This window comes from Streptomyces toxytricini, assembly GCF_014649915.1.
In the GTDB taxonomy this organism is placed as follows: Bacteria; Actinomycetota; Actinomycetes; order Streptomycetales; family Streptomycetaceae; genus Streptomyces; species Streptomyces toxytricini.
On record NZ_BMTY01000004.1, the window covers coordinates 77,058 to 97,470 of the forward strand.

The 20,413-nt window shown below is 75.8% G+C and carries 21 protein-coding genes, 2 tRNA genes and 1 pseudogene; 10 read left to right on the forward strand and 14 right to left on the reverse strand.

Annotated elements, in window-relative coordinates:
• The first annotated feature begins 395 nt into the window (after window positions 1-395).
• On the forward strand, window positions 396-1,631 hold the full coding sequence (locus IE170_RS06295) for a M6 family metalloprotease domain-containing protein (RefSeq protein WP_189808291.1): 1,236 nt from the start codon (window positions 396-398) through the stop codon (window positions 1,629-1,631).
• Between the two features lie 73 nt (window positions 1,632-1,704).
• Here the strand turns inward: IE170_RS06295 and IE170_RS06300 are convergent.
• From IE170_RS06300 to IE170_RS06330, 7 genes and pseudogenes are all read right to left on the reverse strand, one after another.
• Window positions 1,705-1,778 (reverse strand) — tRNA-Lys (locus IE170_RS06300).
• Window positions 1,769-2,354 (reverse strand): annotated as a pseudogene (locus IE170_RS06305) (bifunctional DNA primase/polymerase). The gene IE170_RS06300 and the pseudogene IE170_RS06305 overlap by 10 nt, the downstream one beginning before the upstream one ends.
• A gap of 142 nt (window positions 2,355-2,496) precedes the next feature.
• Window positions 2,497-2,844, reverse strand: a complete 348-nt coding sequence (locus IE170_RS06310) for a DUF8844 domain-containing protein (RefSeq protein ID WP_189808292.1) — start codon at window positions 2,842-2,844, stop codon at window positions 2,497-2,499.
• Window positions 2,845-3,079: 235 nt separating this feature from the next.
• Window positions 3,080-4,414 (reverse strand): AAA domain-containing protein, encoded by a 1,335-nt coding sequence (locus IE170_RS06315; RefSeq protein WP_189808491.1) that lies wholly within the window; start codon window positions 4,412-4,414, stop codon window positions 3,080-3,082.
• Window positions 4,415-4,455: 41 nt separating this feature from the next.
• Window positions 4,456-6,030, reverse strand: a complete 1,575-nt coding sequence (locus IE170_RS06320; RefSeq protein WP_189808293.1) for a hypothetical protein — start codon at window positions 6,028-6,030, stop codon at window positions 4,456-4,458.
• Complete coding sequence (locus IE170_RS06325; protein WP_189808294.1) at window positions 6,018-7,214, reverse strand: hypothetical protein; 1,197 nt, start codon at window positions 7,212-7,214, stop codon at window positions 6,018-6,020. The genes IE170_RS06320 and IE170_RS06325 overlap by 13 nt, the downstream gene beginning before the upstream one ends.
• The gene (locus tag IE170_RS06330; protein WP_189808295.1) at window positions 7,153-7,989 is read right to left on the reverse strand and encodes a phosphatase PAP2 family protein; all 837 of its coding nucleotides are present in this window, start codon (window positions 7,987-7,989) and stop codon (window positions 7,153-7,155) included. The genes IE170_RS06325 and IE170_RS06330 overlap by 62 nt, the downstream gene beginning before the upstream one ends.
• A gap of 118 nt (window positions 7,990-8,107) precedes the next feature.
• On the opposite strand from IE170_RS06330, the gene IE170_RS06335 reads away from it, so the two are divergent.
• The gene (locus IE170_RS06335; RefSeq protein WP_189808296.1) at window positions 8,108-8,704 is read left to right on the forward strand and encodes a histidine phosphatase family protein; all 597 of its coding nucleotides are present in this window, start codon (window positions 8,108-8,110) and stop codon (window positions 8,702-8,704) included.
• Window positions 8,705-8,722: 18 nt separating this feature from the next.
• Here the strand turns inward: IE170_RS06335 and IE170_RS06340 are convergent, their stop codons facing one another.
• The gene (locus IE170_RS06340; protein ID WP_189808297.1) at window positions 8,723-10,030 is read right to left on the reverse strand and encodes an NsdA family TPR-like regulatory protein; all 1,308 of its coding nucleotides are present in this window, start codon (window positions 10,028-10,030) and stop codon (window positions 8,723-8,725) included.
• A gap of 278 nt (window positions 10,031-10,308) precedes the next feature.
• On the opposite strand from IE170_RS06340, the gene IE170_RS06345 reads away from it, so the two are divergent.
• On the forward strand, window positions 10,309-10,764 hold the full coding sequence (locus tag IE170_RS06345; RefSeq protein WP_189808298.1) for a hypothetical protein: 456 nt from the start codon (window positions 10,309-10,311) through the stop codon (window positions 10,762-10,764).
• Window positions 10,765-10,807: 43 nt separating this feature from the next.
• Window positions 10,808-11,752 carry a spermidine synthase gene (locus IE170_RS06350; protein WP_189808299.1) on the forward strand — a complete coding sequence of 315 codons (945 nt, stop codon included), beginning with the start codon at window positions 10,808-10,810 and terminating at the stop codon, window positions 11,750-11,752.
• 29 nt (window positions 11,753-11,781) lie between these two features.
• Here the strand turns inward: IE170_RS06350 and IE170_RS06355 are convergent, their stop codons facing one another.
• Window positions 11,782-12,342 (reverse strand): hypothetical protein, encoded by a 561-nt coding sequence (locus tag IE170_RS06355; protein WP_189808300.1) that lies wholly within the window; start codon window positions 12,340-12,342, stop codon window positions 11,782-11,784.
• Window positions 12,343-12,421: 79 nt separating this feature from the next.
• On the opposite strand from IE170_RS06355, the gene IE170_RS06360 reads away from it, so the two are divergent.
• The 4 genes from IE170_RS06360 to IE170_RS06375 all read left to right on the forward strand — a co-directional run bounded on the left by IE170_RS06360 (window position 12,422) and on the right by IE170_RS06375 (window position 15,417).
• A complete protein-coding gene (locus IE170_RS06360) occupies window positions 12,422-13,111 on the forward strand; it encodes a response regulator transcription factor (protein WP_114057667.1) in 690 nt (229 codons plus the stop codon).
• 25 nt (window positions 13,112-13,136) lie between these two features.
• Window positions 13,137-14,537, forward strand: a complete 1,401-nt coding sequence (locus IE170_RS06365) for a sensor histidine kinase (RefSeq protein ID WP_189808301.1) — start codon at window positions 13,137-13,139, stop codon at window positions 14,535-14,537.
• Between the two features lie 62 nt (window positions 14,538-14,599).
• Window positions 14,600-14,764, forward strand: a complete 165-nt coding sequence (locus tag IE170_RS06370) for a DUF5993 family protein (RefSeq protein ID WP_189808302.1) — start codon at window positions 14,600-14,602, stop codon at window positions 14,762-14,764.
• Between the two features lie 11 nt (window positions 14,765-14,775).
• Complete coding sequence (locus IE170_RS06375) at window positions 14,776-15,417, forward strand: disulfide bond formation protein B (RefSeq protein WP_189808303.1); 642 nt, start codon at window positions 14,776-14,778, stop codon at window positions 15,415-15,417.
• A gap of 36 nt (window positions 15,418-15,453) precedes the next feature.
• Here the strand turns inward: IE170_RS06375 and IE170_RS06380 are convergent, their stop codons facing one another.
• The 5 genes from IE170_RS06380 to IE170_RS06400 form a co-directional block, all read right to left on the reverse strand.
• Complete coding sequence (locus tag IE170_RS06380; RefSeq protein WP_229884615.1) at window positions 15,454-15,813, reverse strand: MarR family winged helix-turn-helix transcriptional regulator; 360 nt, start codon at window positions 15,811-15,813, stop codon at window positions 15,454-15,456.
• 63 nt (window positions 15,814-15,876) lie between these two features.
• Window positions 15,877-15,949, reverse strand: a tRNA-His gene (locus IE170_RS06385).
• 104 nt (window positions 15,950-16,053) lie between these two features.
• Window positions 16,054-16,656 (reverse strand): oligoribonuclease, encoded by a 603-nt coding sequence (orn, locus tag IE170_RS06390; protein ID WP_189808304.1) that lies wholly within the window; start codon window positions 16,654-16,656, stop codon window positions 16,054-16,056.
• A gap of 135 nt (window positions 16,657-16,791) precedes the next feature.
• Window positions 16,792-17,961, reverse strand: a complete 1,170-nt coding sequence (locus IE170_RS06395; RefSeq protein ID WP_189808305.1) for a helix-turn-helix domain-containing protein — start codon at window positions 17,959-17,961, stop codon at window positions 16,792-16,794.
• Window positions 17,962-18,334: 373 nt separating this feature from the next.
• Entirely contained in the window at window positions 18,335-18,784 is a 450-nt protein-coding gene (locus tag IE170_RS06400; RefSeq protein WP_373298950.1) for a hypothetical protein, read from the reverse strand.
• Between the two features lie 340 nt (window positions 18,785-19,124).
• On the opposite strand from IE170_RS06400, the gene IE170_RS06405 reads away from it, so the two are divergent.
• Window positions 19,125-19,655, forward strand: a complete 531-nt coding sequence (locus tag IE170_RS06405; protein ID WP_189808306.1) for a universal stress protein — start codon at window positions 19,125-19,127, stop codon at window positions 19,653-19,655.
• A gap of 96 nt (window positions 19,656-19,751) precedes the next feature.
• On the forward strand, window positions 19,752-20,324 hold the full coding sequence (locus IE170_RS06410) for a GPR1/FUN34/YaaH family transporter (RefSeq protein ID WP_189808307.1): 573 nt from the start codon (window positions 19,752-19,754) through the stop codon (window positions 20,322-20,324).
• Window positions 20,325-20,413: the final 89 nt, after the last annotated feature.

The following is a 20,413-nucleotide window of genomic DNA, read 5'->3' on the forward strand; positions in this document are numbered from 1 at the left end:
GATCGGATGCTGTCGGCCGCCGAACCGGTTTCGTCAGAGGTGCCGCTCACCGTGGCTCCCGCAGTGCTCGTGTGTGTCCGCGCAGGAAAGTGTGCCGATCATAGAGGCAGCCGGACGGCCCTATCCAGCGGCGTCGCCGTGTGGGGGGCCGCGCCTCCGCGTGCTGACGGTCCGTCGGCGCCTCCTGGGAGATCGTTTCTGTGCAGGTGTGAGCGACTGGCTCCGGCTTCCGGCCTCGGGTGATCGAACGTGACGTTCTGTAGGCAAGAGAGTGAACGCGTGGGTCACCGGCTTGCCGCACCCCTCACTCGTGTGGGGCACCGGAACAGGGCGTTAGTAAGACAATCGACTCAGGGTGGGACGAGAGGGTACGAAACTCACCACCGGAGGTCGATGTGCGGCGACAGCAGACACCCGGGGGAGTGGACCGCTCCCGCCTTCGCAGCGCGGCGGCGGCGCTCACCTCCCTGTCCGCGCTCGCCGCCATGTCCCTCGTCACCGGGCCGGCCGCCGCCGACTCCGGCGCCGGACCGTGCGCCCTGGCCCGCACGGCGGCCCACCACTCCCTCGGCCTCGACACCTGGAACGGCGCCTACCCGCGGCCGGTGCGCAGCCTCGACGCGGTCATGGTCTTCCTGTCCTTCCCCGACCACCGGGCCGTGCTGACCCCGGAGGAGCTCGCCGCCGACCACTTCCCCGCCACCAGCGACTTCTTCGACCGGGCCTCCTACGGCCGGTTCCGCCTGGTCGCGCACCCGCAGCAGCAGTGGATCCCGATGCCGCAGCCGTCCACGGCGTACGGGATACAGCGCGACTGGGCGCCCGCCGACCGGGCCGCGTACCTGCGGGACGCGGTGACGGCCGCCGACCGGGAGATCGACTTCTCGCGGTACGACGTCGTCTACTTCGTCGCCGACCCGGACGCGCCGGGCGTCGACTCGGACGCCACCAAGGTCGTCAACTTCGACCGGCCGATCCGCGCCGACGGCACCGACCTGCGGCGGATCGTCACCGTTTTCGAGCGGCACCCCCCGGACCGCAACGTCCTCGCGCACGAGACGGGGCACGTCTTCGACCTGCCTGACCTCTACCACCGGCCGAGCGACGGCAAGGGCGACTGGGACACCCACGTCGGGGACTGGGACGTCATGGGCAGCCAGTTCGGGATGTCTCCCGACCTGTTCGCCTGGCACAAGTGGAAGCTGGGCTGGCTGGACGCCTCGCAGGTGGACTGCGTGCAGTCCGGCTCCTCCCTGCACACCCTCCAGCCGGTCGGGGTCGCCCCGCCCCCCGGCTCCTCCGGCGGCACCCGGCTCGCCGTGGTCCGCACGGGGCCCGGCAGCGCGGTCGCCGTCGAGGCGCGGGGCTCCGCCGGCAACGACGGGGACACCTGCACGGAGGGCGTCCTGGTCTACCGGGTGCGGAACGAGGCACCCTCGGGCGGCGGGCCGATCGAGGTGCTGGACGGGCACCCGGACACCGAGGCCTGCTGGGACCGCTCGGTGTACCCGCCGCTGGCGGACGCGCCGCTGGAGGTCGGCGAGTCGTTCACCGTGCCCGGCGAGCGGATCCGGATCGAGGTCGCCGACCGGACCGCCTCCGGCGCCTACACCGTCAAGATCACCACCTGAGGGGTGGCGGGGCCCGGCCGAGCCGGACAACGAGGAAGGCCCCCCACTCGCGTGGGGGGCCTTCCTCCGTCTGTGCGCCGCCAGGGACTCGAACCCCGGACCCGCTGATTAAGAGTCAGCTGCTCTAACCAACTGAGCTAGCGGCGCTTGCTGACGAGGAAGACATTAGCAGGAGGAGGCCCGGAAGGAAAAATCGATATCCGCAGCTCGGGCCGCGCGCACGTACGCCCACAGCAGCGCCTCCGGCCCGGGCAGCCACGGGCGGCGGGTGTCGGGGGCGACGAGCCAGCGGGAGGGGCCGGGCGCCGCGTCCAGCGGCGGCACGCCGACGGCGTCGCCGAGGCCGTGGCACAGCGGTGCCGGCACCGGGTTCCCCCACTCCTCCCAGGCCAGCAGCGCCGGCAGCCGGTGCGCGGTCCCCGGGGCGGCGAAGAGCAGCACCCGCCCCCGGTGCACCGCGACGGGACCGCTGCCCGGCCCCTCCGACCACAGCAGGTCCAGCATGCGGCGACCGAGGACCGACGGGACGTTGACGACGTCGAAGGCGGTGCCGCAGGGCAGTACGGCCGGGGCCCACGGCCGGGCCTGCCACGCCTCCAGGGTGTCCTCCGGCCGGGCCGATGCCGAGGCGAGCCAGGCGGCGCCCTGCGCCGTGACCTGGGTGGCCGTACGGGAGTCCCGGTCGGGACAGGCGGAAGCGGAGGCCGTCGTCAGCGTCGTCATGGCAATGATCTACCGTCCGTGGCGGAGCGGTTTCCACGAGTTACGGAAAACCGGGACACGGCGGCCCCGGCTGCGCTATGTTCCGCCCCGCATATGCCACGGGACGTTCCTGTCGCGGCGTTTGCCAGGCCCCTCGCGGGGGCTACCCGCAGCCGGGGCCACCGCCGCGCTGGAGGGTCTCCCCGAACTCGATCATCTTCAGGGCGTAGTCCTCGGTCCACTCGGCCTCGGACGCGATCAGCGCCGGGTCCAGCCGGTCGAACCGCCGCGGATCGGCCAGCTGCGCCGCGGCCACGGCCTGGAACTCCATGGCCCGCTCCGCCGCCGCCCGGAAGGCCAGCGTCAGCTCGGTGGCCCGGGCCAGCAGCTCCCGCGGGTCCTCGATCGATTCCAGGTCGAAGAAGTGCTCCGGGTCCGCGACGGCCTCCGACGGCTCGAAGAGCAGCGGCGCGGGCCGCAGCTTCCGCTCGGTCCGCTCGGGCTCTGCCATGCGTCTCCTCCTGGTGCGCGTTACGGGACCGGGCCGGGCGCCGGGCCACCCTCCATTGTCCAACGCCCGCGCAAGAGGGCCCGCCCCCCGTGCCCGGCTCACGGCCGCCAGGCCGCGCGGTGCTCCGCGAGGGGGGCCGGCACCGCGTGGTTCGCCGCCCGGCCGTCCGGGCTGTTTCCGTCGGCCGCCTGCGGCGGCGTGCCGGACTCCGCCCGGCGCGGGGGCGGCGCTGCGGTCACGGCCGCCAGGCCACGCGGTGCTCCGCGAGGTGGGCCAGCACCGCGTGGTTCGCCTCCCAGCCGTCCGGGAACTTCACCGTCACGCCCAGTTGGACCGGCTCCGCCGACGGGTGCTCGTCCAGCAGGTCCGCGATGCCCGCCCGGGCCACCACCACGCACGCGTGCCGGTGCCGCGAGGCCAGTACGCACAGGCGGCCCGTCTCCAAGTGGAAGGCCGTCGCGTCCGGCCGCCCCGACAGCGGGTGCAGCACCACCGTCAGGTCGTACTCGCGGCCCTGCAGCCGGTTCGCGGTGTCCACCGTCACGCCCGCCACCCCGAGCCCGGCCAGCGCGGCGCGCACCGCGGCCGCCTGGTCCCGGTGCGCGGTGCCGACCGCGATCCGGTCGGGGGTGAGCGGGGCCGGGTCGGGGGAGTGCTCGTCGCGGGCGACCGCCCCGCGGTCCAGGGCGCGGCGGACCACCAGGGCCACGGCCCGGACCGCTTCCGGGTCGGTGCGCGGGGTGTGCCGGGCGGGCAGCTCCAGCAGGCCCCAGCCGGCCTCGGCGGCCTCGTCCAGCACCCGGTCGGGGCCGGAGCCGTCGGAGGGGGCCCCGTACGAGAGCCTCCGCTCGCCGGGGCCGGTGCCGCTGCGGAACTGCGAGTACGGGTAGAAGGCGCGCGAGACGAGCGGCGCGGCGGTCGCCGGGAGCCGCCAGGACACGGGCAGCCGGTGCTGCGGCAGCTGCGGGTTGTGCGCGAGCAGCGTGCTGACCGCCGAGGCGGAGGGGTCGTAGGAGAGGCCCGCCCACTGCTCCGCGCCGACCACGCTGAACGGGTCCAGCTGCCCGGGGTCGCCGACGAACAGGGCCCGCTCGAACAGCCCGGCCACGGCCAGCAGCGCGTCCGAGCGCATCTGGTAGGCCTCGTCGACGATGGCGTGCTCCCAGGGCTCGGTGTTCTTCACGTACGCCCACTTCGCCGCCGTCGAGATGGTGACCGGCAGCTCCGCCAGGTCGCCCGGCTTCGCCGACAGGGTGACCGACGGCAGGTCCCGCAGCGCCGGGTCGTATGCGTCGGCGTCGCTGCTGTGCAGGCGGCCCACCCGCAGCTCCGGGTCCTTGTCGGCGAGCCGCAGCACCAGGTCGTCGACCTGCGCGTTCGTCTGCGCGACGATCATCAGCCGGCGGCCGGCCGCTGCGAGCTCGCGCGCGGCGCGCACCACCAGGGTGGACTTGCCGGCCCCGGGCGGGGAGTCCACGACGACGCCGCGCTCCGGCCCGTGCAGCGTGTCGCGCAGGATCGCGGCGGTCGCCGCGGCGGCGGCCGCGCCCGGGTCGGACGCGGCGGGCACGGCGCCGGGGGCGGGCGTGGGGCGGGGGATCGGGCTCGCGGTCAAAGGAGGTCCTCGTCGGTCACGGCGTCGGGCTGCCAGGCGGCGGCTTCGGCCGCCGCGGATCCGGGCGGGCCGCCGTGAGTCCACGGGGTCTGCTCCGGGTCGGGCAGCTTCGGGCCGCCCCGCGCGTCGTGCTCGAACAGCGTCCAGCAGATGCGGTCGCCCTTCTCCGGCACCGAGCCGGGCTCCGGCTCGCGGCCGCGGCCCATCTTGTCCAGCAGCCGCAGCACCAGGCGGCCGTCCTCCTCGCGGCGGACGAACTGCGCGCTCTGCGGGCGCCCGTCCAGGGAGCGGTACACCTTCTGGCCGCCCTCCTCCGCGAGCTGCGGCCGGTCCTCGGTGAACACGGTGACCAGGGGGCGGGGGCTCGGCCGCTTGGAGTCGGTCCACTCCATGACGACCTCGGTGACCTCGCCCGCGAAGGCCTCGCCGGCGAGCCGCCGGCCGGCCATGACCAGCGGGTCGTCCAGGGCCTCCTGGGCGTCGAGGCGCACCTGCTCCGTCTCCCGAGTCGCGAGCTTCTGCGCCGCGGTGACCGCGTCGTCGCGGCGCGGCTGCGGCGGCTCGCCCGCCCGGACCCGGTCGCGGTGCCCGGTGTAGGACCAGCGGTCGCGGACCCAGCGCTCCTCGGCCCGCTCGGCGGGCGGCAGGCCGCGCAGCAGGTCCAGGGCCCGCCACACCGCGTCCCAGGTGGGGCGCATCTGCCCGGCGACCAGCTCGCGGACCTCCTCCGCGGCGCGGGCCGCCTGCGCCGGGCGGCCGGAGGCGCGCGCGGCGTCGTAGCGGGCCATGGCGGGGGCCAGCAGCTTGTTGTCGAAGGCCGGGTCGGTGGCGGGCCCGGCGGGCGGGACCAGGAGGCGGCCCTCCCGGTCGCGGCCCGACTCGGCGCGGAGCGCGGCCGCGGCGCCGGACTCGCCCTCCGGGGGGTCGATCCAGGCGAGCAGGGCGCCCAGGTGCTGGTCCTCCAGGTTGCTCTGGCCGGTCGCCCAGTGCCGGGCCAGCACCTCCGTCGCCGCGAGCAGCATGGCCGAGCCGGGGACGCGGGAGCGCTCGCCGAGGTGGGTGAGCCAGCGCCCCAGCAGCGGGACCCGGGCGGGCGCCGGGTACGGGTTGTCGGGGTCTTCCTCGGCGGTGCGGCGGAACCGCATCGACCGGCCCAGCAGGCGCACGTGGTCGACGCCGGCGCGGCTGGGGACGACCAGCTGGGGGGCGTCCAGGCACAGCTCGGCGGAGACCTTGCCGCGCACGCCGGTCTCCGGGTCGGTCTCGGTGCGTTCGACCGGTTCGACGGCGTCGGCGTACGACTCGACGTACGGCAGGACCTCGTCGGCGAGGTCGGCGAGGAAGGACCAGCGCAGGTCGCGGTCGCGGGGCTGCGGCACGACCAGCAGCCGGGGTGCGGCCCGGTCGGTGCCGACGAGCGCGCCGAGGGGCGCGCCGGCCTCGCCCGCGGTGGTCAGCGGGACGAGGACGAGCGGGCGCTCGGACAGGTGGCGGTGGCGGACGGTCGCCAGCGGGCGGGCCCGGCCCGCGCGGACCGCCTCCAGGCGGGCGAGGGTGTTCAGCAGGGGCATGCGCCCTCCTCGGGGGCCTCGGCGCCTTCCGCGGCGGCGAGGGCCCGGGCGGCGGCGCGGTCCGCGGCCTCGGCGAGGGCCTCGGCGCGCAGCCGGGCCGCCTGGAGCAGGGCGGCGGCGGTCGGGTCGTCGGCGGGGCCGCGGCCGGCGGCGGCGTCGAGGGCCTGGGCGACGGTGGCGCACCCGCCGAGTTCCCCGCGGACGGAGCGGCCGAGCGCCGTGGCCTCGCCGGCGGCGCGGGCCCGTTCCCGGCAGTGGAAGGCCAGCTCGCAGGCGGAGAGGCATTCGGGGGCGTAGGAGGCGGAGACGGCGGCGACGGCCTCGGTGAGTTCGTCGGCGGGCCGGGCCGGGTCGAAGGTGAGCCCCGGGGGGAGGTCCGCGGCGAGCTCCTCGACCCGGGTGAGGCGGGCGAGCTGGCGGCGGGTGACCGCGCGCTCGCGGCGTACGTCGACGGGGGCGGCGGCCGGCTGGTTGGAGAAGTCCTTCGGGCAGACGAGGAGCACGGTGTGCCCGACCTCGGCGGCTTCCACCTTGGCGGCGGTCGCCTCCAGGGCGAGGACGTACACGGCGGCCTGCCGGGCGGCGGCGCCGACCTTGGCGGGGTCGGCGGAGCCGTCGAGCAGCGGGAACGACTTGACCTCCACGACGGTCCAGCGGCCGTCGGGGTGGACGACGACGGCGTCGGGCTCCAGGTACGCGGGGGTGCCGGCGACCTCCAGGGCGAGCATCGGGTGGTCCAGCAGGGTCCACTCGCCGGCGGTGGTGGCCTCGCGCAGGGCGAGCGCCGTCCGGGCGGCGCGGCCCTCGGGGCCGGCGGCGGCGAGGTCGGGGACGCGGGCGCCGGCGCGGGGCGGTTCTGCGCCGGCTCCGAGGTGGAGGTGGACCAGGCGGAGCAGCTCGGCCCCGCCGTCGCCCTTGACCTTGGCCTCGAAGGAGTTCCCGCGGATGATCGCGAACTGCGACTGGCCGAACGGCGCGGGTGAGCCGAGGGCCGCCGCCAGTGCCGTCTTGTCGACTCCGGCCCCGTCCAGGAGGGCGCGTCTGCCGCAGCCCGGGTTCGCGGCGAGCGCCGCCAGCGCGCGGGCGTCGAGCGGACGGGGAGGCACGGCCGGGCCGCGCAGGTCAGCGAGCCGCTGCCGCAGTGTCGTCGTCTGGGGCGGGCCGCTGTGCGGGTAGGAGCTCACGGGCGGAAGTGTCCCATCCGCCACTGACAATCGGGGGCGTACCGCCGAAACCCGCTGTTCGGGACGGCAGCCGGCGGGCGATCGCGTATCCGGCGGCCATCACGGCGGCCCCGGCGGCGGCGTCGAGGAAGTAGTGGTTGGCCGTGCCCATGACGACCAGCACGGTGAGGGCGGGGTAGGCGGCGCCGAGGGCCCTCAGCAGCGGCCGCCGGCCGTACCGCCACAGCAGGACGCCGCACCACAGGGCCCATCCCACGTGCAGGCTCGGCATGGCCGCGTACTGGTTGGTCAGGCCGCCCATCCCGCGGGGCGCGCTCGCCTCGGCGCCCCACCAGCCGTACGCGCTGTACTGCGCCATCGTGTCGGTGAAGCCGTACGCGGGGTCGAGCAGCCGGGGCGGGCAGGTCGGCAGGAGCGTGAAGCCGACGAGGCCGAGGAGGGTGGAGGCCACGAGCCAGGTGCGGGCGGCGGTGTAGGCGTGCGGGCGGCGGCGGTAGAGCCAGACCAGCACGGCCGGGGTGACCAGGTAGTGCAGGGAGGCGTACACGAAGTCGGCGGGGACGCCGAGGGCGGCGTGGCCGGTGAACAGCCGGTTCAGGGGCCGCTCGAAGTCGATGCCCAGCACCTCCTCGGCGCGGAGGATCGCGAGCCCGTGGCCGACGGCGAGCCCGACGTCGCCGCGGGCGAGGAGTCTGCCGCCGGAGTAGGCGCCGTAGAGGAGCCCGAGGAGCAGCAGTTCGGCCCACCAGCGCGCGGGCTTCCGCCGTTCAGTCATGCGGGCTAAGACGTGTGTTCGGGCGTGCGGGTTGCCCGGTACCGGTGTGATGGATGATGGTCGGACGATACGAGCACGCGAACCGCCGCGAACCACCAGTACCGGGAGAAACACGACCATGGCGCCCCGCATCCTCCTCGCCCGGCACGGCCAGACCGCGTGGTCCAAGCTCGGCAAGCACACCGGCCGCACCGACGTGCCCCTGCTGGACGAGGGCCGGCGCGGCGCGAAGCTGCTCGGCGAGCGGCTCGCCGGGGAGCCGTGGAACGCCCTGCCGGGCGTGGAGGTCCGCACCAGCCCCCTGTCCCGGGCGAGCGAGAGCTGCGACCTGGCCGGGTTCGGCGGCCGGGCCGAGCCGTGGGACCTGCTGATGGAGTGGGACTACGGCGACTACGAGGGCATGACCCCGGCCGAGATCCAGGCGGTCCGCCCCGGCTGGCTGATCTGGCGCGACGGCGTCCCCGGCGGCGAGTCCGTCGCCGACATCGCGGCCCGCGCGGACGAGGTCGTCGCCTGGGCCCGCTCCGCCGAGCGGGACGTCCTCGTCTTCGCCCACGGGCACATCCTGCGCACCCTCGCCGCCCGCTGGCTCGGCTTCGAGGCCTCCTTCGGGGCGCGCATCCGCCTGGAGCCCACCTCGCTGTCGGTGCTCGGCTGGGCGTACGGGGCCCCCGCGCTGGAGCGCTGGAACGACACCGGGCACCTGGAGGCGTAGGCCGCCCCCGCGGGGACGTCAGGCCATGGCGCGCCGGGCCAGGAAGGCCGCCACCCGGGGGCTGCGCTGGTGCGGCACCAGGGTGCGGGCCGTGCCCGACAGCATGCTCTCGACCCGGGTGGACTGCACGTCCGCGAGCAGGTCCATGACGCGGCCGCCCGCCCAGGCGGCCTCGTCGGGGGCGCCCGCGCGGGCCAGGTCGTCGGCGAGCTCCGCGGTGTAGAGGGCCACGTTGCGGGCGAAGTGCGGGTCCTGGAGGTCCGCGGCGCGGCGGGCGTGCCGGGCCGCGCGGGCGTGCTCCCCGAGCGCCGCCCAGCAGCGCGCCTCCAGCGACTCCAGCTCGGCCTCGCCGAAGAAGGACATCCACTCCGGGTCGGCGTCGGCCTCCCCGCGGGCGAACTCGGCGTGCGCCCGGCCGAGGGCGTCCTCGCAGGCCCGGCGGTCGGCCAGGCCGGCCCAGCCGCCCGCCTCGCGCAGCGCGAGCAGCGACAGCAGCCGGTGGGAGCCGAGGGAGCGGGCGGCGCGGCGGCCCGCCTGCGCGGCCCGCACCGACTCGCGCGGGCGGCCGGTGTCCCGGGCCAGGAAGGCCATGTTGCTGAAGGCGTGCGCCTCCAGGGCGGCGTTCCCGGAGACGCGGGCCGTGGCGAGGGCCTCCGCGTAGTGGGAGCGGGCGTCGTCGAAGCGGCCGGAGTCGTGCGCCAGCCAGCCCACCGACAGGGCCAGCTCGCCGGCGCCCGCGTGCAGCCGGTCCTCGGTGGACTGCCGGGCCGCGCCCGCGTCCAGCAGGGCGTAGGCGGCGCGCAGCGGTTCGGCGGCGCGGCGGTACAGGGCGTCGGCGCCGTGCCGGTCGTCCAGCAGCCGGATCCGGCGCACGGCGTCCTCGACGGCCGCGGCCTCGGGCTCGCCGGCGCGGGCCGGCAGCCGGCGCGTGTCGCCGAAGAGGGTCAGGCCGAGGGTGGCGGCCGCCACGGTCGCGGAGCCGCCCGCCATGAAGGCGCGGCGCTGCACGTCGCTCTCCTTGGACCGTGCCTGCGTACGGGAGTGGGCGGTGCGCTGGGCGGCGCGCCCCCGCACCGCCTCGCGCGGGGAGAAGCCCAGGTCGGTCAGGGCCAGGCCGGGGAACATGTGCAGGAAGACCCGTTCGTAGGCGTAGTTGGGGCAGCGGATCTCCCCGGCCTCGACGCGGCCGATGTAGCGGGCGTCGCAGGAAACCGTTTCTCCGATGTCGCGTGCGGCCCGCCGCACCAGGGCCGCGAACTCGGCGGGGGAGCGGGTTCCGCGCAGCCGCCGGAACGCCTGGTTGGGTGAGTGCGGGAACGCCGCCATGGACGTGGCCTCTCTGGCAGGGGACGCACCGCCGGTGCTGTCGGCGGGGTGCCGGCCCGGCGCGCACGCAACGTACCGCCGGCGGCGGCCCTGTGATGTGGTGTTTGGCTACAAACCGGATATCTCACCCGCGATCCGCCATGAACTGCCATCCTTTGCGGCGTCTTGCCGCCGCATCTGTTGACGGACCGGGGCGTTGAACCCCTTGAGGAGCGCGCTGCGGCTCCCGTCCCCCGCGCGCAGGCGACGGAGGAGGCGTTCTGGTGGTGGAGGCCGGTATGGAAAGCACTGGAATGGACACCGCGCCCGCGCAGGGCGCGCCCTGCGCAACCGGGTTCCCGGCGGCCCCCGCCGTCCCGGCGGTCGCGGCGGCCGGGGCCGGTGCGCCGGACCTCGTGACCGTGCCCGCCCGGCAGGGCCTGGAGGCCGTCGACATCATCCGCCGCGCCGCGGACCGGGACGGCGGGGTCGGGCCGGTCCTCCACGACGGCTCGGGCGACACCCTCGGCTTCCTCGTGCCGCCCGGCACCGCCGACGGCTGGGACCTGCCGGGCAGCGCCTGTACGCAGACGAACGGGCGCGGGATGCGCTTCGGCGACCTGCCGCCGGCCGCGCGGGACGGGGGCTGGCTGCTCCCGCCCGACCCCGCGGGCAGCGTCACCGACCCGGCGGTGCTGCGGGCGGCGCTGGGGGAGGCGGCCCGGCTGATCGAGGCAGCGGACAGCTGCAGCTGAGCCGGGCGGGCCGGCGGACCCGCGGGGCAGGGACAATGGCCTGGTGGCAGGCAAGGGCAAGGGCAAGGACAAGGGCCGGGGCGAGGCGCGCGGCGCGGAGGCCGGCGGCGCGCGGCGCGGCCGCACCGGCGCGCCCGCGGCGGGCCCCGGCGGCGGCTCCGCGCCGGTCTCCGCGCAGGTGGAAGGCGGGCTCGCGGAGCTGGCGCCCGACCGGGAGCGCGCGGGCGGCTGGACCCTGCTGATCGACGGGGCGCCGCAGTCGCACGTCGACCTCGCCGACCCGGGCCGGCTCGCGTTCGCCTACCAGCGCCGCATCGGCCACCTCATCGACCTCGCCGCCCCCGCCCGGCGGCCGCTGAACGTGGTCCACCTCGGCGGCGGCGCCTTCACCCTGGCCCGCTACACGGCGGCCACCCGCCCCCGCTCCCGGCAGCAGGTCGTCGAGGTCGACGCCGCGCTGGTCGCCTTCGTACGGGAGCACCTGCCGCCGGACCCGCAGGCCGGGATCCGCGTCCGGGCGCTGGACGCGCGCGCCGGCCTCGCGAAGGTCCCCGACGGCTGGGCGGACCTGGTCATCGCGGACGTGTTCAGCGGCGCCCGCACCCCCGCGCACCTGACGAGCACCGAGTTCCTGGACGAGGTGCGCCGCACCCTCGCGCCCGGCGGCTGGTACGCGGCGAACCTGGCGGACGGGCCGCCGCTCGCGCACCTGAAGGGCCAGATCGCGACCGCGGCCGCCCGCTTCCCCAACCTGGCGCTGGCCGCGGACCCGGTCGTGTGGCGGGGGAAACGTTTCGGCAACGCGGTGCTCGCCGCCTCCGACGGCGAACTGCCCGTCGCCGAGTTCACCCGCCGGGTCGCGAGCGACCCGCACCCCGGGCGCGTCGAACACGGCCGGGCCCTGACCGACTTCGCGGGCGGCGCAGCCCCGGTCGCGGACGCCTCGGCGGTCCCATCGCCGCAGCCGCCCCCTTCGGTCTTCCGCTGACGGGGCGGGGCCCGTGCCCCGCCGGCCGCTCAGTTCTCGTACGTCTCCACCAGCGGCGGATGGCTGTGCCAGGTGCAGAAGACGGACACCTCGCGGTCGCCCTTGGTGAAGGTGACCCGGATCCAGTACGGCTGCTTCCACACCTGCATCTGCCAGCCGGCCTCCGGCGTCGCCTGGACCAGGTCCGCCGAGGACGCGCCGAGGTCGAAGACCACCCGCCCGCCTGCCGCCGTGTACGCCTTCACCCGCCCGGCATCGCCGGAGCCGTCCGCGGCGTCCTGGCCCGCCGGCAGGGAGCCCGGCCCCCCGGACGCCTTCGGCGACGGACTGACGGACGGCTGCCCGCCGGGCGTCGCGCCCGGGGCCGGCGGGGAGGCCCCGGCGGACGGCGAGCCCGACGGGGACGGCTCGGGCGCGGCGGTGGGCGGGCGCTGCGTCGCCGAGGACAGCGCGTCCGGCGCCAACGGCACCGCGAGCGGCGGATCGTAGGCCGTTCCGGACATGACGGAGTGCACGCCCCACCACGACAGCGTCACCGCCGCCCCGGTCGCCAGCAGCCAGGCGAAAGCATGTACAAGTCCTCGGCGCATCAGGCCACATACTGCACCACCCGCCCCGAACGCCGCCCGACACCCCGCGGTGTCCCCCGAATGGACTACGGTGCGGCCCATGGCAAGTGTGCTCGTGGTCGAGGACGACCAGTTCGTACGTTCCGCCCTCATCCGGCACCTGACCGACGCCGCCCACACCGTGCGCAGCGTCGGCACGGCCCTGGAGGCCCTGCGGGAGGTCGCCCACCACCGCTTCGACGTCGTCATCCTCGACCTCGGACTGCCCGACCTGGACGGGGCCGAAGCCCTGAAGATGCTGCGCGGCATCACCGACGTCCCCGTGATCATCGCCACCGCGCGCGACGACGAGGCCGAGATCGTCCGGCTGCTCAACGACGGCGCCGACGACTACCTGACGAAACCGTTCTCCGTCGAGCACCTCTCCGCCCGCATCGCCGCCGTCCTGCGCCGCGCCCGCGCCGCCGCCGGGGCCGAGGCGCCCTCCCGCGTCCTGCGCGTGGGCGGGCTGGCCATCGACCCGCTGCGCCGCCAGGCCGAACTGGACGGCGCCGTCCTGGACCTGACGCGCCGCGAGTTCGACCTGCTGGCCTTCCTCGCGGGCCGGCCCGGCGTGGTCGTCTCCCGGCGCGAGCTGCTCGCCGAGGTGTGGCAGCAGTCGTACGGGGACGACCAGACCATCGACGTGCACCTGTCCTGGCTGCGCCGCAAACTCGGCGAGACCGCCGCCAACCCCCGCTACCTGCACACGCTGCGCGGTGTCGGGGTGAAGCTGGAACCGCCCGCGTGAGCGGCGGCGGCAGGGGGGCGCGCCCGTGAGGTGGGCCCTGGTCAAGGTGTGCCTGGCGGTCACGGTGATGGTCGTCGTGGCCTTCGCGGTGCCGCTCGGGCTCGTCGTCCAGGAGATGGCCAGCGACCGGGCCTTCTCCAACGCCGAGCGGCAGGCCGCCACGATCGGCCCGACCCTGTCCATCACCACCGACCCCGTACAGCTGCGCAAGGCGGTGGAGTCCACGCAGACGGGCGCCGCCGGGCGGATGGCCGTGCACGTGCCCGCCGTCGGCGGCAGCCAGGCCGTCGAGGTCGGCAACGGCCGGGCCGCCGTCCGCGCCGTGGAGGAGACCCGCAGGCAGGGCCGGGCCATGACGGTCCCACTGGCCCGGGGCGGTTCCGCCCTGCTCCAGCCCACGGCCCTGGGCTCCGGCGACATCGCCGTCGTCGAGATCTACGTCCCCGAGGCCGAGGTCAGCAACGGCGTCGGCACCGCCTGGCTCGTCCTCGCCGGCGTCGGCCTCGCCCTGGTCGTCGGCTCGGTCGCCGTCGCCGACCGGCTCGGGGCCCGGCTCGTACGGCCCGCCGAGCGGCTCGCCGACGCCGCCCACCAGCTGGGCGAGGGCCGGCTCGGGGCGCGCGTACCGGAGGCCGGGCCGAAGGAGCTCCGCTCCGCCGCCGTCGCGTTCAACTCCATGGCCGACCAGGTCGTCGAGCTCCTCGCGAACGAGCGGGAGCTCGCCGCCGACCTCTCCCACCGGCTGCGCACCCCGCTGACGGTGCTCCGGCTCAACGCGGCCTCGCTCGGCGAGGGCCCGGCCGCCGAGCAGACCCGCGCGGCCGTCGAGCAGCTGGAGCGGGAGGTCGACACGATCATCCGCACCGCCCGCGAGCAGCGCGCCCCCGGCCCGGGGGCGGGCGCCGGCTGCGACGCCTCCGAGGTGATCCGCGACCGGATGGGGTTCTGGTCGGCGCTCGCCGAGGACGAGGGCCGCACCGTCCGGCTCGCCGGGGTGGACCGCACCGTACGGATCCCCGTGGCCCGGCCCGAACTGGCCGCCGCACTCGACGCGCTCCTCGGCAACGTCTTCCGGCACACCCCCGAGGGCACTCCCTTCGCCGTCGACGTCCACGACGCCGGCGACGCCGTCATCGTCCTCGTCTCCGACGCCGGCCCCGGCATCGACGACCCCGACGCCGCCCTGCGCCGCGGCAACGACGGCGGCCGCGACGGCTCGACCGGCCTCGGCCTGGACATCGTCCGCCGGGTCGCCGAGTCCACGGGCGGCGACGTGCGCATAGGCCGCTCCGTCCTCGGCGGCACCGAGGTCAGGCTGTGGATCGCCCTCGACGGCCGGAGCCGCGGCGCCGGCCCGGACGGCGGCCGCGAGCGGCGCGGACGGCGCAGGCGGCGCGGGCGCGCTGCTGCCGGTCAACCGACGTAACCGGCGGGCGCCGGGGGCGCGCCTCGCGGGGCGCGCGCGGGAGCGTGGGTAGCGTCCGCGGCATGGACACCCTCATCTTCGGCGGTCTCCTCGCCACCCTGTTCGCCCTGTGCCGGGAGTCGTCGCGGACGGCCGTGCTCGGCGCCTGGTGGGCCGTGCTCGCCGCGGTGGTCCTGCTGACGGCCCACCACGCCGCGGGCGGCCCGTCGCTCGGGGCGGGCCTCTGACCGTGGTCACGATGCACAGCAGCATGGTCCCGGAGACGCCGATCGAGGGCGGCCTCCTCGGCCGGGTCCAGTTCTGGTTCGCCTGCCTCTTCACCGCCGGCTGGGCGCTCGTCGCCGCCGGCGGCCTCGTCCACCAGTTCGCGGCAGGGGCGCTGCCGTGCCCGCTCTGCGTCGTCCAGCGGATGTGCATGCTTCTCGCGGCGGCGGGCGCGGCCTACATCGTGCGGACGGCCCTGATGGACGGGGCCGTCTCCGGCCGCGACTACATGACCGGGTGGGGGCTCGCGCTGACCGCCCTCGCCGCGGGCTCCTTCGCGTCCTGGCGGCAGGCCGTCCTGCCGGGCGGCCGGGCGGACGGCGCCGCGGTCCTCGGCCTGCACCCGCCCGTGTGGGCGGCGCTCCTCTTCCAGGCCTCCGCCGCGGCCGTCGGGATCGTCCTCGCCCTCGCCCACGCGACCGCGGACCGCGCCGTCCCGGCGGCCGGGCCCGGCCGCTACCGGACCGCGGGGGCGGCCGCGCTGTGGCTGCTGGTGCTGGTCACCGCCGTGAGCCTGGCCGCGGTCTTCCTCCAGGAGGGCTTCCACTGGTTCCTGCCCGACACGCCGCGCCGCTACGAGTTCTTCCACGACGTACTCCCCGGCCGGCTGCGGTAGCCCGGGTCCGTCCGGGGGGGAGGCTGCGTCCGCCCGTCAGTCCCCGGAGCGCAGGCGCTCCGCCTGCGCACGGCCCACCTCGGCGGCCCGCCGCATGAAGTCTGCGATCACGGCCGGCTCGGCGTCCGAACAACCCTCCAGCACGGCGCCGAACGCCCGGCCCGGGGTCTCCCAGGCCTCGCCGAGCCGGGCCCGGGCGTTCGGCGCGAGCGCGGCGAGGGAGCGGCGGCGGTCGCCGGGATCCGCGAGCCGCTGCACGATCCCGGCCTTGACCAGGCGGTCCACCAGGCGCGTGGCCGAACCGGAGGTCAGCCCCCTCAGGCGCGCCACGTCGCCCGTGCTGACCGGGCCGGGTTCCAGGTCCAGCAGGGCGACGCACTGCAGGTCGCGGTGCACCCTCTGCGCCGCGGACGCGGAAGGGCCCCGGCCCGCTTCCGCGGACCGGGGCCCTCCTGCCAGGGTGAGTGACGGGACTCGAACCCGCGGCCACCTGGACCACAACCAGGTGCTCTACCAACTGAGCTACACCCACCATGCCCGGTCGAAACCGACCGGCCGAAGAAAAGGGTACAGGGTCCCGGAGGGTGCTCGCGCCCCCGTTTTCCGGGACCCCCCTGCGGAGGGCCGCTCCGCGTGCTATCCGGCGGGCAGCACGTACTTCGCGGCGATGGTCCGGGCGGTGTCCGAGTCGGGCCCCGGCTGCGGCACGAAGACCGCCTCCCGGTAGTAGCGCAGCTCGGCGATCGACTCGCGGATGTCCGCCAGCGCCCGGTGGTTGCCGTTCTTCGGCGGGCTGTTGAAGTACGCCCGCGGGTACCAGCGGCGCGCCAGCTCCTTGACCGAGGACACGTCCACGATCCGGTAGTGCAGGTGGCCCTCCAGCGCCGGCATGTCGCGCAGCAGGAACCCGCGGTCGGTGCCGACCGAGTTCCCGCACAGCGGCGCCTTCCGGGGCTCCTTGACGTGCTCGCGCACGTACGCGAGGACCTGCTCCTCCGCGTCGGCCAGCGTCGTCCCCCCGGCCAGCTCGGCGAGCAGGCCGGAGGCGGTGTGCATCTCGCGCACCACGTCGGGCATGGTCTCCAGGGCCGCGTCCGGCGGGCGGATCACGATGTCCACGCCCTCGCCGAGCACGTTCAGCTCCGAGTCGGTGACCAGCGCGGCCACCTCGATAAGTGCGTCGTCCGTCAGCGAGAGACCGGTCATCTCGCAGTCGATCCACACCATGCGATCGTTCATGCGTCCACCTTATGCGCTCCCCGCGCCGATCCTGCCGGGCCCGCACCCGGGCGCCCCCGGGGACGGCGCAGGGCCCCGCACCGGTTCGAGACCGGTACGGGGCCCTGCCGTTCGGGGTGCGCCCCCGCCCCGGTGCTACGCGTGCTCGCGCAGCACCCGGTTCGGGGCGTACAGCTCCGTCACCGTCGGGCCGGAGGCGGCCAGCGCCGCCGCCGCCCGCTGCGGCTGCGGGGTGCGCTGGTGCGGCACCGGCCCCGCGGCCAGGTCGGAGGCCTGCGCCTCGCCCTGGGGCCGGCGGGCCCGGTAGGCGGAGCGGTAGGCCGCCGGGGAGGAGCCCAGCTGGCGGCGGAAGTGCCCGCGCAGCGCGACCGGCGAGCGGAACCCGCAGCGTCCGGCGACCTCGTCGACCGAGTAGTCGGAGGTCTCCAGCAGCCGCTGCGCCTGGAGCACCCGCTGGGTGATCAGCCACTGCAGCGGCGCGCTGCCGGTCAGCGAGCGGAACCGCCGGTCGAAGGTGCGCCGGCTCATGTACGCCCGGGCGGCGAGCGTCTCCACGTCGAACTGCTCGTGGAGGTGTTCCAGCGCCCAGGCGACGACCTCGGCCAGCGGGTCGGCGCCGATCTCCTCCGGCAGCGACCGGTCGAGGTAGCGCTCCTGGCCGCCCGTGCGCCGCGGCGGGACGACGAGCCGGCGGGCCAGCGCCCCGGCGGCCTCGCTGCCGTGGTCGGTGCGCACGATGTGCAGGCACAGGTCGATTCCGGCCGCGGTGCCGGCGGACGTGAGGACGTCGCCGTCGTCGACGAACAGCTCGCGCGGGTCGACGTGGACGGACGGGTACCGCTTGGCCAGCGTCGGCGCGTACATCCAGTGCGTCGTCGCGGGCCGCCCGTCCAGCAGACCGGCGGCGGCGAGCACGAAGGCCCCCGTGCACAGTCCGACGATCCGGGCCCCCTCCTCGTGCGCCAGACGCAGGGCGTCCAGTGCCTCCGGAGGCGGCGGCGAAGTGATGGAGCGCCAGGCCGGGACGACGACGGTGCCCGCGCGGGCGATCGCCTCCAGGCCGTACGGCGCGGTCAGTTCGAGTCCGCCGGTGGTCCGCAGCGGACCGTCCTCACCGGCGCACACGAGCAGTCGGTAGCGTGGAACTCCCGCGTCCTGCCGGTCGATGCCGAACACGGAGAGTGGAATGGAGCTCTCGAAGATCGGCCCGCCGCTGAACAGCAGCACCGCGACGATCTCCCTGCGGCGACGCCCCGCGAGCTTCCTGCCGGCGTCGGCGACGACGGCGGTGGAATCCTGGCTCATGGCTAAGCCCCCCTTGGGTGTCGCGACTCCTTGGTCTGGTCGCACCTGCACGTTTCCCCTCGGCCTTGCACGTGGATCCCCCGCCGTAAAACATGATCGAATCTACTGCGTCCACTGGTGTCGGCGTGACAAGTTCAGCACGCAGCGCTATGTCGACTTGGCAACTTGGCGAAAAGCATTCGATCAGGAACCGTTCCGCTCCGCTACCGGCCTGCGGGATCCTGGATTCGGCCGTGGCCGGTACTCATCGGGTCTGCCGGGCCCTCCGCGGCCGTCGTCGCTGGTGGTGGGGGGCGGGACGGGACATTCCGGCAAGGGGGCAGACCTTCCGGGAAGTTGGCTGAAACCAAGCGGGTGTGGTTGTGCGAACCGGTCAGTCCCGCGGGGTGCCCCCGCCCGAACCCGCACAGCCGTGCCGGCCGCCGCCGCGGGCCGGGCCCGCGCCCCGCGAGTGCCGCCGGCGCCGCCCGGCGGCCGCCCGCTCCCGCGCCGGGGCGAGCGCGGCGGCCCGCCCGGCCTGCTCGGACCGGCGGAGCATCACCCGGCACACGGCCGTGACCGCGACCAGCCCCAGGGTCGCCACCGCGGCCCCGCCGAAGGAGGTCCCGTAGACGACGAGGACGACCGGGACGAGCAGGCAGCTGAAGACCGCCCAGCGCACCACGTCACCCGCGGGGTCCTCGTGCCGGCGGTGCGCGGACCGCACGGACGGGTGAACCGCGCCGCCCGCGGAACGCCGGGGCGCACCGGCGTACGGGTCGGCGTGCGGGCCGGTGGGCGCCGGCTCGGCGGGCTGGGCGGGCGGAACCGGATGGCCGGGCACGGCGTGCTCCCTGCGGGCTCTTCCTGAACGGTCGGACGCCTGTCCAACGGCGCCCGGCGGGGCTCGGTCACTGCGCGCACGGGTGGCACGGCGGCCCGCCCGTCACTGGCTGTAGGGGCCAGCGGCCATTGCCAAGGAGGCCCGCCTCCGGCATGCTCCCTGGGACGCTCTCCAAGTGCTGCATGCCCTGTGCAGGACAGGAGTGTCGCCGTACCCTGAGGGGTAAGGGCTTGGGAAGATGCTTCCCGGACAGAGCTCCGTCACCCTGCGTCGTCGATTTCACCCAATGCCGCCCCGCCGTCTTGTCCCTTCGCCCGAGGACCTCTTCGCCGAGACACCCATGGCCGGTCACGAATTCCCCGAACCCGCGGACCGCAAGCGCAAGCCGCTCGCCGACCACGTGCCGAGCGACGTGCGCGCGGCGGACCAGGCGCGCCACCCCTGCGACCCGGCCTTCCGCCACGGCGTGGTGGTCGGCTTCGACGGCTCCACCTCCAGCGAGCGCGCCCTGGCGTACGCGATCGGCATGGCGCGGCGCTCCGGCTCCGGCCTGATCATCGTGCACGTGGCGAACCGGCTTCCGACCACGGTGTGGGCGGGCTGCGAGCCGCCTGTCTTCGTCGACGTGCCGGACCACCGCACCGAGGTGCTGGGCCTGGAGCTGGCCTGCGCGGACTACCTGGCAGAGGTGCCGTGGATCCTCGTCGAGCGGGGCGGCGACATCTGCCACGAGCTGGAGGAGGTCGGCCGGGAGTACTCGGCGGACGCCATCGTGGTCGGCTCGACGCACGGGATCGTGGGCCGGATCTTCGGCTCGGTCGCGGGCCGGCTGGCCAAGCGCGCACAGCGACCGGTTGTTGTCATTCCGTAATCCCGCTGGTGTCGATTGTGCGGTTGTGCACCCCTGTAAAGGGTAGATAAATGCTGCTGGGACGCAGCAACAACTGCAGATCGAAGGGAGCCCGCCGTGGACAACGGTGTCTCTGCGGGAAGCACGGCCTCCACCTCGACCCTCGGGAACATGGCCCTGGGTCTCACCCTTCTCGCCTTCGGAATCGGACACACCGGCATCGTCGGCGGAGTGTCCGCGGCCGACTCCGTCTCGCTCGCGACCTACGTCGGCGGCCTCGCCCTGTTCGTCCTCGGACTCCTGGAGTACCGCGGCGGGAACGGCTTCAACGGCACGGCGTTCGCGGGCCTCGGCGCCTTCTGGTTCACATGGGCCCACGGGGCCGACGGCAAGGTCTCGGCCAACGCCGCCGGCCTGTTCCTGCTCCTCTTCGCCCTGCTCGCGCTGACCCTCACCCTGGGCGCGCCGGGCGGGCTCTTCGGCCAGGGCGCCTACGCCCTGCTCACCCTCTCCCTCGTCCTCCTCGCCGTGGGGACGCTCGCCGGCAGCGGCGGTCTGGGCAAGGCCGCCGGCTGGGTGGCCGCCGTCTCCGGGCTGATGGCCTGGTACGGCGCGACGGCGGCGCTCGCCAACTGGCCGACCGCACTGGGCCGGGCATCGGGCGGCAGGAGCGCGGCCGCCGCGGGCTGACCCGCTCGGCGCCGTCCCGCCAGGCGGCGCCGCACGGGAAGGCGGCGCGGAACGCGCGAACGGCCCCCGGTCTTCGGACCGGGGGCCGT

What these genes read in the sequence shown, in the direction of transcription:
- orn (WP_189808304.1), bottom strand. Translation starts at nt 16,656, where the DNA reads ATGAACGATCGCATGGTGTGGATCGACTGCGAGATGACCGGTCTCTCG.
- IE170_RS06370 (WP_189808302.1), top strand. Translation starts at nt 14,600, where the DNA reads ATGGACACCCTCATCTTCGGCGGTCTCCTCGCCACCCTGTTCGCCCTG.
- IE170_RS06335 (WP_189808296.1), top strand. Translation starts at nt 8,108, where the DNA reads ATGGCGCCCCGCATCCTCCTCGCCCGGCACGGCCAGACCGCGTGGTCC.
- IE170_RS06320 (WP_189808293.1), bottom strand. Translation starts at nt 6,030, where the DNA reads ATGCCCCTGCTGAACACCCTCGCCCGCCTGGAGGCGGTCCGCGCGGGC.
- IE170_RS06345 (WP_189808298.1), top strand. Translation starts at nt 10,309, where the DNA reads ATGGAAAGCACTGGAATGGACACCGCGCCCGCGCAGGGCGCGCCCTGC.
- IE170_RS06340 (WP_189808297.1), bottom strand. Translation starts at nt 10,030, where the DNA reads ATGGCGGCGTTCCCGCACTCACCCAACCAGGCGTTCCGGCGGCTGCGC.
- IE170_RS06360 (WP_114057667.1), top strand. Translation starts at nt 12,422, where the DNA reads ATGGCAAGTGTGCTCGTGGTCGAGGACGACCAGTTCGTACGTTCCGCC.
- IE170_RS06355 (WP_189808300.1), bottom strand. Translation starts at nt 12,342, where the DNA reads ATGCGCCGAGGACTTGTACATGCTTTCGCCTGGCTGCTGGCGACCGGG.
- IE170_RS06405 (WP_189808306.1), top strand. Translation starts at nt 19,125, where the DNA reads ATGGCCGGTCACGAATTCCCCGAACCCGCGGACCGCAAGCGCAAGCCG.
- IE170_RS06330 (WP_189808295.1), bottom strand. Translation starts at nt 7,989, where the DNA reads ATGACTGAACGGCGGAAGCCCGCGCGCTGGTGGGCCGAACTGCTGCTC.
- IE170_RS06375 (WP_189808303.1), top strand. Translation starts at nt 14,776, where the DNA reads ATGCACAGCAGCATGGTCCCGGAGACGCCGATCGAGGGCGGCCTCCTC.
- IE170_RS06310 (WP_189808292.1), bottom strand. Translation starts at nt 2,844, where the DNA reads ATGGCAGAGCCCGAGCGGACCGAGCGGAAGCTGCGGCCCGCGCCGCTG.
- IE170_RS06395 (WP_189808305.1), bottom strand. Translation starts at nt 17,961, where the DNA reads ATGAGCCAGGATTCCACCGCCGTCGTCGCCGACGCCGGCAGGAAGCTC.